Source organism: Janibacter sp. CFPM2_SD2, assembly GCF_057364645.1.
In genome coordinates, this window is sequence record NZ_JBNFOF010000141.1 from 1 (window position 1) to 8476 (window position 8476).

The 8476-nt window shown below is 72.7% G+C and carries 13 protein-coding genes; 3 read left to right on the forward strand and 10 right to left on the reverse strand.

What is annotated here, in order from left to right:
• The 8 genes from AC2W7J_RS12770 to AC2W7J_RS12805 form a co-directional block, all read right to left on the reverse strand.
• On the reverse strand, positions 1-999 hold a 999-nt coding region (locus tag AC2W7J_RS12770), incomplete at its 3' end, for a LysM peptidoglycan-binding domain-containing protein (RefSeq protein WP_485982833.1).
• A complete protein-coding gene (locus AC2W7J_RS12775; RefSeq protein ID WP_255184620.1) occupies positions 965-1462 on the reverse strand; it encodes a pilus assembly protein TadG-related protein in 498 nt (165 codons plus the stop codon). The genes AC2W7J_RS12770 and AC2W7J_RS12775, both read right to left, overlap by 35 nt.
• Positions 1462-1941, reverse strand: a complete 480-nt coding sequence (locus AC2W7J_RS12780; protein WP_485982835.1) for a TadE family protein — start codon at positions 1939-1941, stop codon at positions 1462-1464. The genes AC2W7J_RS12775 and AC2W7J_RS12780 overlap by 1 nt, the downstream gene beginning before the upstream one ends.
• The gene (locus AC2W7J_RS12785) at positions 1941-2399 is read right to left on the reverse strand and encodes a TadE/TadG family type IV pilus assembly protein (protein ID WP_255184618.1); all 459 of its coding nucleotides are present in this window, start codon (positions 2397-2399) and stop codon (positions 1941-1943) included. Before AC2W7J_RS12785 ends, AC2W7J_RS12780 begins: the two co-directional genes overlap by 1 nt.
• Positions 2399-2617: a hypothetical protein gene (locus tag AC2W7J_RS12790; protein WP_255184617.1), complete on the reverse strand. Its 219-nt coding sequence runs from the start codon at positions 2615-2617 to the stop codon at positions 2399-2401. The genes AC2W7J_RS12785 and AC2W7J_RS12790 overlap by 1 nt, the downstream gene beginning before the upstream one ends.
• Positions 2618-2774: 157 nt before the next feature.
• On the reverse strand, positions 2775-3686 hold the full coding sequence (locus AC2W7J_RS12795; RefSeq protein WP_255184616.1) for a type II secretion system F family protein: 912 nt from the start codon (positions 3684-3686) through the stop codon (positions 2775-2777).
• Positions 3683-4564: a type II secretion system F family protein gene (locus AC2W7J_RS12800; RefSeq protein ID WP_255184615.1), complete on the reverse strand. Its 882-nt coding sequence runs from the start codon at positions 4562-4564 to the stop codon at positions 3683-3685. Before AC2W7J_RS12800 ends, AC2W7J_RS12795 begins: the two co-directional genes overlap by 4 nt.
• Complete coding sequence (locus AC2W7J_RS12805) at positions 4561-5835, reverse strand: TadA family conjugal transfer-associated ATPase (RefSeq protein ID WP_485982838.1); 1275 nt, start codon at positions 5833-5835, stop codon at positions 4561-4563. The genes AC2W7J_RS12800 and AC2W7J_RS12805 overlap by 4 nt, the downstream gene beginning before the upstream one ends.
• On the opposite strand from AC2W7J_RS12805, the gene AC2W7J_RS12810 reads away from it, so the two are divergent.
• Complete coding sequence (locus AC2W7J_RS12810) at positions 5828-6055, forward strand: hypothetical protein (RefSeq protein WP_485982840.1); 228 nt, start codon at positions 5828-5830, stop codon at positions 6053-6055. The genes AC2W7J_RS12805 and AC2W7J_RS12810 overlap by 8 nt on opposite strands.
• 143 nt (positions 6056-6198) lie before the next feature.
• Here the strand turns inward: AC2W7J_RS12810 and AC2W7J_RS12815 are convergent, their stop codons facing one another.
• Together AC2W7J_RS12815 and AC2W7J_RS12820 are read right to left on the reverse strand one after the other, a co-directional pair.
• Complete coding sequence (locus AC2W7J_RS12815; protein WP_255184613.1) at positions 6199-7005, reverse strand: MinD/ParA family ATP-binding protein; 807 nt, start codon at positions 7003-7005, stop codon at positions 6199-6201.
• Entirely contained in the window at positions 7005-7769 is a 765-nt protein-coding gene (locus AC2W7J_RS12820) for an SAF domain-containing protein (RefSeq protein WP_255184612.1), read from the reverse strand. Before AC2W7J_RS12820 ends, AC2W7J_RS12815 begins: the two co-directional genes overlap by 1 nt.
• A 128-nt stretch (positions 7770-7897) precedes the next feature.
• Between AC2W7J_RS12820 and AC2W7J_RS12825 the strand changes: the two genes are divergently transcribed.
• Both AC2W7J_RS12825 and AC2W7J_RS12830 read left to right on the forward strand, forming a co-directional pair.
• Entirely contained in the window at positions 7898-8260 is a 363-nt protein-coding gene (locus tag AC2W7J_RS12825; RefSeq protein WP_485982842.1) for an NAD(P)H-dependent oxidoreductase, read from the forward strand.
• Positions 8257-8388: a hypothetical protein gene (locus tag AC2W7J_RS12830; protein ID WP_485982844.1), complete on the forward strand. Its 132-nt coding sequence runs from the start codon at positions 8257-8259 to the stop codon at positions 8386-8388. Before AC2W7J_RS12825 ends, AC2W7J_RS12830 begins: the two co-directional genes overlap by 4 nt.
• The last annotated feature ends 88 nt before the right edge of the window (positions 8389-8476 follow it).

Below are 8476 nucleotides of genomic sequence, written 5' to 3' on the forward strand. Positions count from 1 at the left end.
ACGCCCCGTGCGCGGCGTCGCCGCGGTCTGGGCGGTGCCGGGAGTGGCGCTCGGGGTGTCGGCGGCGGTCTCGTCGCCCGGCAGCTGGAGCTGCCAGCCGGGCCGGATGAGGTCGGGGTCGGTGAGCCGGTCGCCGTCGGGCTGCTCGGCGGATCCGGTCTCGGCGACGATCTCGGTGTAGCGGCTGCCGTCGCCGAGCTCGTCCTCGGCGATCTCCCACAGCGTGTCGCCCTGCTCGACGGTGTGCGTGCCGCCGGGCATGGCGTCGTCGGCGGAGTCATCGGCACCCGTCGCGTCGCCGGGCAGCTGGAGCTGCTGGCCGGGGGCGATCCAGTGCGAGGCCGGGATCGAGTCGCGGTTGAGGTCGAGGATCTCGGTGTAGCGGGTGCCGTCACCGAGGCGCTGCTCGGCGATCGACCACAGGCTCTCGCCCTGGGCGACCTCGTGGGTGAGCGTGGGGGCGTCCTGCTGGTCGGCGCTCGTGTGGTCCGCCCGGTCGGCTGAGTGCGCGGCGACTGCGTCGGCCGCTGCGGCGGCGGAGACGCCACCGGTGACGGCGGTGGTCGTCGCGAGATCGGTGGACCCGGTGGTCGCGGCCTGGGCGGTGCCGGCCCAGGTGGCGACCGTCGGGACGGTGATGAAGAGCAGCGCGGCGGTGCCGACGACGTAGCGGGCGATGCCCTGGGGCAGCGAGAGTCCGGGCAGCTGGGGCACGTCGGTGCCGAGCAGCCGGGCGCCGACCTCGATGACGATCGAGGCGGCGATGAAGAACCACGCGAGCCACGCGGCGTAGCGGAAGATGACGAGCAGTGCGGTGCCGTCGTCGGGGGAGGTGACGGCGTCCCAGATCTCGGCGGGCGTGGCCCACTGGTCCGGGATCGGCCCCGCGCCGATGTGCAGCAGGAGCCACGGGACGCCGACGAGGAGTGCGACGATCCCGAGGAGGGCGATCAGCCCTCGCGCCCTACCAGCCGCTGCACGTGCCGTAGCTGCCCTCATCGGCGTCGTACTCCCGTCCGTCTGCGTTGGTCCGGTACTGGTAGGCCGAGCCGGTGCCCTCGATCTCGCGAGGGCCGACGCCGATCATCCCGAGGAAGATCGGGTCGTAGGTCAGGCTCGTGCGCACGTTGACCGTGTGCCCGTCGGACCCGACCGTGACCTCCTTGAGCGATGCGCCGCTCGGGCTGGCCTCGAGGAAGCGCTGCGCGGCCTGGCGGGCGCGCGGCAGGTAGATGACGACCTCGGACCCCTTGATCGCGCAGCCGGTCTCGATCTGCTGGCCGGCGAAGCGGGCGGTCTCGTCCGCGAGGTCGTTGGCCTGCTGCATGGCGCGGACCTGGCCGCCACCGTCGACGACGAGACCGACGAGCGGCACGACGGCGAAGACGGCGGAGACGAAGTAGGTGCTCAGCGAGCCGCGCTCGTCGCGCAGGCGCCGGATGCGGGAGCGGAGGGCGGACATCAGCGCTCCCGGTAGGTGTCGACGGGGCTGGCCGCGGTCGCGGTGACGGTGTGACCGCCGCCGATGCCCGGGAGCGCGAGGTCGCCGAGGGGGACCTCGCAGCTGACGGTCGCGTTGACGATCTGGTCGGCGACGCCGGGGTCGGTCTGCTTGCCCGAGGCGTCGAGCTGGACGTCGAGGTTGCGGCAGGTCATGTCCTGCTCGGCGAGGAAGGCCCGGGCGGCGCTCAGGCCACGGTCGCGGGAGTCGGCGCCGCGCTCGAGCGAGGCGGCGCGAGCAGCCTCGCCAGCCGCCGACTGGATGCTCTGCTGGGCGATCGCGATGCGGCCACCCATGACGAGCATGGCGATGAGCAGGCCGAAGGCCGGGGCGAGGATGACCATCTCGATGCTCGCCGAGCCGCGCTCGCCGAGCAGCCGTCCCCGGGCGTCGAGGCGTGGGCGCCGGACGGCGAGGAGGCGCCGTGGAACCGTCGTCATCAGTCGCCCTGCCCCTCGGTGCCCCGCACGATGAAGTCCTCGGGCGCGGTGAACTCCTCGATGTTGCGCGTCGCTGACATCGACACCGTGGGGTCCCAGCCGGGCACGAGCGACATCGTCGTCCCGGTGACCTGCACGGTGACCGTGCCTGCGGTGGGATCACGACGGACGGCGACGTCGGGGTCCTCGAGCAGCCCGGAACCGCCGGCGCGCGAGGCGAAGTCGATGGCGGAGGTGCGCCCCTGGGCGTCGGTGCCCTTGAAGCCCGCAGCATCACGGGCGCCCTCCTGCGCGGAGGCCAGGGCCACGGTGCGGCCCTGGTAGTAGACCGCGCCCTGGACGGCGAGGAAGAGCAGGCTCAGGGCCAGGGGCAGGAGCACGACCATCTCCATGGACAGCGCACCGCGGTCGGAACGCCAGCGCCCCGACCTCGTGTGCAGCCCCTGCGACCCCCGCATCAGGGAGCCTTGATCTCCTGCGACTTGCTGCTGACGAAGGTGCGGATCGCGCCGATGACGATGACCGCGATGGCGATGACGGCGACGGCCCACAGCACCTGCTCGATGGTCACCGAACCGCGCTCGTCGCGCGCACGGGAGATCGTGTCGGCCTGGTCGCCGAAGTAGTTGCTGACGTGAGCGCCCAGCACCTGCAGGGCGGCGTAGAACTGGATCATGACTGGGATGCTCCCGAAGACGAGGGTGATCCCGGGAGGCGGGTGGTCCCCCCGGACGAGCGACAGGCTATCGAAGGCGGCCCCGTAGCGCTAAGGGGAGGACTGCCCTCCGGCCCGGGCCACCGGGTGTTCACCCGCCGATCCGGGGCGAGCGCCCTCAGGCGCCGATGATCTGCAGCACCGACGGCGTGACGAGGATCGCCATGAAGATCAGTCCGAGGGCTGACATCGGGATCGACATCCGCTCACCGGTGGCATTGGCCTCGGCGAGTGCGGAGTTGAGCTCCGCGGTGCGCATGCTCTGCGAGCGCGAGCGCAGGGTCTGGTAGACCTGCGCCCCCTCCTCGCCGGACAGCCGCATGATGTCGGCGAGGTCGGCGAGCTCGGGCAGGCCGAGCTCGTCGGAGAGCTTGCGCAGGGCGTCCCACGGCGGCAGCCCCGACCAGCGGGAGCGGGAGAGCTCCTCGGCCAGCCGGCGGAAGACCCAGGAGTCGCCGATGTTGGCGGCGATCTCCATGGCCTGGCGCGGCCCCGAGCCGGAATTGCGCTCGAGCGCGACGAGGTCGATGTAGGACGCCAGGGCCCGGCCGAACTCCTTCCGGGCCGCCTTGGCGTCGTCCTTGACGTTGTAGTCCGGCAGGAAGAACATGCCGACCGCGCCGGCGACGGCGAGCACCGGCGTGAAGATCCACGGCAGCCCCAGCCCGAAGAAGGATGCGACCAGCATGAGGAGCACCGGCATGATCGCGCCGAGGATGGCGAAGACGACCTTCTCACCGTAGAAGCGGTGCACCGGGATGCGCATGAGCGCCAGCTCCCGGTAGGGCGGGGCGCCGAGCGAGTCGAGCGGCAGGGCCCGCATGGCCCAGCGGCCGAGTCGGTCGGTGCTGTCACCGCTTGCGTCGAGGTCGCCCTCCTCCTCTGGCCGGGCGAGCGACCGGTCGGGGGAGAGCCGGTCGAGGGCGGTCGCGAGGTCGACCTGCGCCGGGCGGAAGCGCCAGACGAGCATCGACAGGCCGAGCCCGATGAGCGCCCCGGCGATGAGAGCGAGCTGCAGGGAGGTGGTCATCGGCGCGCCTCCTCGGCGACCTCGTTGCCGATGAAGCGGGGCAGCTTCTTGCCCTTGGCCATCGACTTCATCCAGATGAGTGCGCCGACGTAGGCGGCGAGCAGCGCGGCGAGGATGAGCTGGCCGACGCCGGTGCGGTAGGGCTCGAACATCGTCGAGAAGAAGAAGAGGAAGAAGAGCACGACGAGCGTGATGATCGTGACCCAGCGGGCGGTGGCCCGCGGCTTGGCCCGGTCGGCCTCGATCATCCGTCGGGCGCGCACGTCCTCACCGACGGAGACGGCGACGGACTCCAGGACGCTCGCGAGGCCGGCGCCGCGGCGCTGGGCGCCGAGGAGCAGGTTGGCCGCGAGCAGGTCGCCGGTCGAGTCGTCGAGGTCGTCGGCGAAGGAGCGCAGGGCCTCGGCCGTGGGCCAGCGGGCCCGCAGCCGCGCCGCGAGCAGGTTGACCTCCGGCTGGATCTCCTTCGGGGCCGAGCGAAGGGTGGCGACGATCGCCTGCTCGAGGCCGACGCCGACGGTGAGCACGCCGGCGAGCGAGCGGGTCCACTCCTCCATGGCCTCGAGCCGCTCGATGCTCGCCTCGGCGTCGCCGGCGCTGAGCAGCCAGGGCAGGCCGATGATCGCCGCGGGGATGAGCACGATCATGATGACCCAGCCGGTGAAGAGGGCGAAGACGACACCTCCGATGACCCCGAGGATCACCAGCTGCCGGGTGCGGCGGGGGAGCTTGTCCCACCAGCCGTCGCGGTCACCCGCAGCGAGGCGCACCTTGGTGCGGCGGGTCGCCGCCGGGACCCTGCGCATGCCCTCGACGAAGGTGATGACGGCCAGGACGAGGATCCCGCCGAGGAGGGCGCCGCCCATCCAGGGGCTCACGGCGCCGCCCGGGCGAAGTAGCCGTCGAGGTCGAAGCCCCAGCGCTCGAGGGAGCGGTAGTCGTCGGGCAGGATGCCCGGGATCGGGGGCCCGCCCTGCGGGTTGGGCTGGAAGACGTGCGTCGTCGCCGGCCCGTCCTCGCCGGGGTGGATCGCGATGATCTCGCTGACATAGCGCTCGCGACGGGCCTCGCCGTCGGAGGTGGGCGCCGTGTCGAGCTGCAGCTGGACGATGACGTCGATGTGCTCGGCGACGGCCCGCTCGGCGTAGGCCTCGGTGACGTGGGAGCCGGCCTCCATGGCACAGGTGATGAGCTTGCGGATCGCGCCGACAGCATTGGCCGAGTGGGTCGTGCTGATCGAGCCGGAGCCGGACTGCATCGCCTTGATCATGGCGAGCACCTCGCGCCCGCGGACCTCACCGACGATCTGGCGGGAGAGGTTGAACCGGAAGGAGTCGTAGAGCAGGTCGTCGAGCGGGATCTCGCCGGCCTGACGGCCGTCGGCGCCCACCTCGCCGGAGCCCGGGCGGGACTCCCACGCGACGATGCGGCGGTGCTTCTCCGGCAGCTCGTGCAGGTGCAGCTCGTACTCGGTCTCGAAGGTGCCGATGCGCTCCCACGGGTCGAGCTCGGCGCACAGCGCGCGGACCATGGTCGTCTTGCCGGCGCCCTGGGCGCCTGCGACGACGATGCTCTTCTTCGCCTTGACCGCGGCCCGCAGGAAGGAGACCGCGACGGCGTCGAGCATCCCGCGCTCGGACAGCTCCTCAAGGGTGATCTCCCGCAGCCGGTGGCGTCGGATGACCATCGAGGGCCGCGGGGTGACCCACGCGGTCGCGGCGAGGCGCGCGCCGCCGTCGAGGCGCATGTGCAGCCGGGGCTGGGCCTCGGAGAAGGGGCGCGCGTTGACCTCGGAGCGGCTGGCGAGGAAGACGAGGAAGTCGATGAGCTCCTGGTCGCTCTCGGCGACGGCCGGGCCGGGACGCAGGGTGCCGTCGGTGTACTCGAGGAGCACCTGGTCGCACCCGGTGATCTCGATGTTCTCGACCTGCTCGTCGTCGACGAGCGGCTGCAGCCGGCCGAGGCCGAAGAGTGCGTCGAAGACGGCCTGCCCGATGCGGTCCTGCTCGTCCATCGACCACGCACGGCGGCCGACGGCGAGGTTGTTGGCCGCCGTGGTTTGCAGCAGCTCGACGATGATCGAGCGGCCGAGCTCGCGCTGCTGGTGCGGCTCGAGGTGCGAGCGGTCCTGCAGCGCGCCGGTGAGCATCTCCGAGGCCTGGGTGCGCAGCTCGGCGACCTGGGTCCAGTCGATGCTCGTGTCGTGGGCGATGTCGCCGCTCAGCCGCTGGGCCGCGACCGTCGTGAAGCCGGACCCCTCGGAGAAGGACGGCGGGGCGGGGTCTGCTGGCGCGGGCGGGGCGGCGGCGGGGCTCGGGGTCCCCGCGCCCCACGTGGGCGGCGGCGGGGTCTGGGTCGGTGCCGCGTAGCGGTCGTGGGGAGAGACGCTGCCTGCGCCCCGCGGCGAGACGCTGCGAGACGTCGTCGCGGGGCTGGGTCTGGTCGGGCAGGTCGCCGTCCTGCGCGAAGAGCGGCAGCGACGTCGGGTCGAAGGGGGCGCCTGAGGAGTCGCTCACGGCTGTCCAGCCTCCTGGGTGGCGCGGTGGGTCTGGGTGCCCAGGCGCTCACGGTTGTTGGCGATCAGGCCCTGCGAGGAGCTGACGGTCGCGCGCAGGGCGCGGTTGAGCGGGCCCCCGGCGAAGCTCTTCTTCGGGCGGCGGCCGGCGTAGTAGACCTCGGCCGACTCCGGGTCCCAGGGCAGCTCGGCGACGACGGGCAGGCCGAGTACCGAGCGGATCTCGCGCGCGGAGTAAGGCCGTCCGGGGCCGACGAGGAGCACGCCGAGCTGGTGCGCGGCGCCGACGGAGGTCAGCTGGTCGCGCAGGCTGCGGGCCCATGCCCGCGCACCGGAGACAGCCGGCAGGTCGCTGCGCACGACGAGCAGGGACAGGTCGCTGCCGCGCACGAGCGGCATCGGGGACTGCTCCAGGCCGAGGCGGCCGGCGTCGACGACGACGTCGACCCCGCGCTGCTCCATGCCGCGCAGGACGCCCGACAGCGGCTCCCAGAGGTTGCGCATCGAGGGGGCCTGCTGGTGCGAACGGATCCCGGGGACGAACTCGACCGTCGAGCCGGGCAGGGTCATCGACACGGTGGCGATGGCCTGGCCGAGGTTGCCGACGCGGTTGGCCACGGCGAGGTCGAGCAGGCCGCGGTCGTGGGCGGTCTGGCCCTGCAGGTAGCCGGCGAGGATCGAGGAGGACCCGGTCGGGTCGGCGTCGACGAGCATGACGTGGCGCTGCCAGGCCAGGGCCATGCCGAGGGCGGAGACGGTGACCCCCGGGGACCCGGAGGCGGAGAAGAGGGTGACGACCGCCATCAGTTGCTCGTGCTGCTCTCGGAGGTCGGGGTCGACGAGTCGCCCTCGCCCGACGGCGTGAGCGGGACGTCGCCCTCCTCGGTGTCGCCGACGACGACGAGCGAGGCCTCCTGGCGCGCGGCCGAGGCCGCGACCTTCGGGCCGTTGCCGCTGTCCACCTGCACGTCGACGAGCTTCGTCGAGCCGTCGTCGGAGAGCTTGACCGCCGAGACCTCGCCCGCGACCTTCTCCGGCTGGGCACCGACCTCGGCACTCGCGGGCACGAGGACGACCTGGACCGACTGGCCGACCCGCAGCTCGCCGCTCACGCCCTGGCCCGGCGTGAGGGCCAGACCCACGATCGAGTAGCCTTCCTTGGGGCTGATCTCGGCCGCGATGGAGTCCTGGGTGACGATCGACCCCTTCGCCATGTCGTTCGTCGCATAGGTGCCGACGACCGCCCGGCGCTGGTCCCACCGGATCGGCGAGACGTTGGTGTCCTTGCGCATCTGGGTGCGGGCGAGGTCCTGCTCGGTGATGCGGTCGCCCCGCTCGATGCCGGACGAGACGGCGATGTAGTCGTCGGTGCCGGAGAAGGTCGACAGGAGGAAGGCGCCGAGCAGCGCACCGAGCGCGGTGAGCAGCACCGACACGGCCACGAGCATCGGCCGGCGCCGCAACTTGGGCGGCTCCGGAGCAGCACCGGGCGTCGGGGTGCTCTCGCCCTTGCGCTTGCGGCGGGAGGTCTGCTCGTCCGGCGGCGGCTCGGCGGTGGGGGCGGTCATGGGTGCTACTCCCTGTGCGTCGTACCCGAAGGGGTGCGCTCGTGCAGACGCTCCCCGATGTCCGGGGATCAGGCTAAGGCACGCCGGCCCTTCGGTCGCGATCAGGTGCCTCGGGGCAGGATGGGGACATGGCACGTCTTCTCGTCGTCCACCACAGCCCGACCCGCTCCACGCAGGCGCTGCTCGAGGCAGCGCTGGCCGGGGCGAGGCATCCCGACATCGCCGGCGTGGACGTCGACGTGGTCCCGGCGCTCGAGGCCACCGCCGACGACGTCCTCGCCGCCGACGGCTACCTGCTGGGCACGCCGGCCAACTTCGGCTACATGTCGGGCGCCCTCAAGCACTTCTTCGACTCGACCTTCCTGCAGGTCGGGGGCGCCCTCGACGACTCCGGCGGCGCCGCGACCCGGGCGGCGGCACGACCGCCAAGCGGCCCTACGGCCTGTGGGTCCACGGTCGCTACGACGTCGCCGGTGCCGTGCGGGCCGTGACCTCGATCGTCCAGGCCCTCGACTGGCGGCAGTCGGCGCCGGTCCTCGAGGTCGTCGGCGACGTCGACGACGCCGCGCTCGAGTCGGCGACCGAGCTCGGCGGCACCCTCGCGGCTCTGCTCACCTGACCCGGGCACGACAAGGGGTCCCGCCGACCGGGCGGGACCCCCTTCGCGCTGCCGGGCGATCAGGCGTGGCGGGCCGACTGTAGCGGCT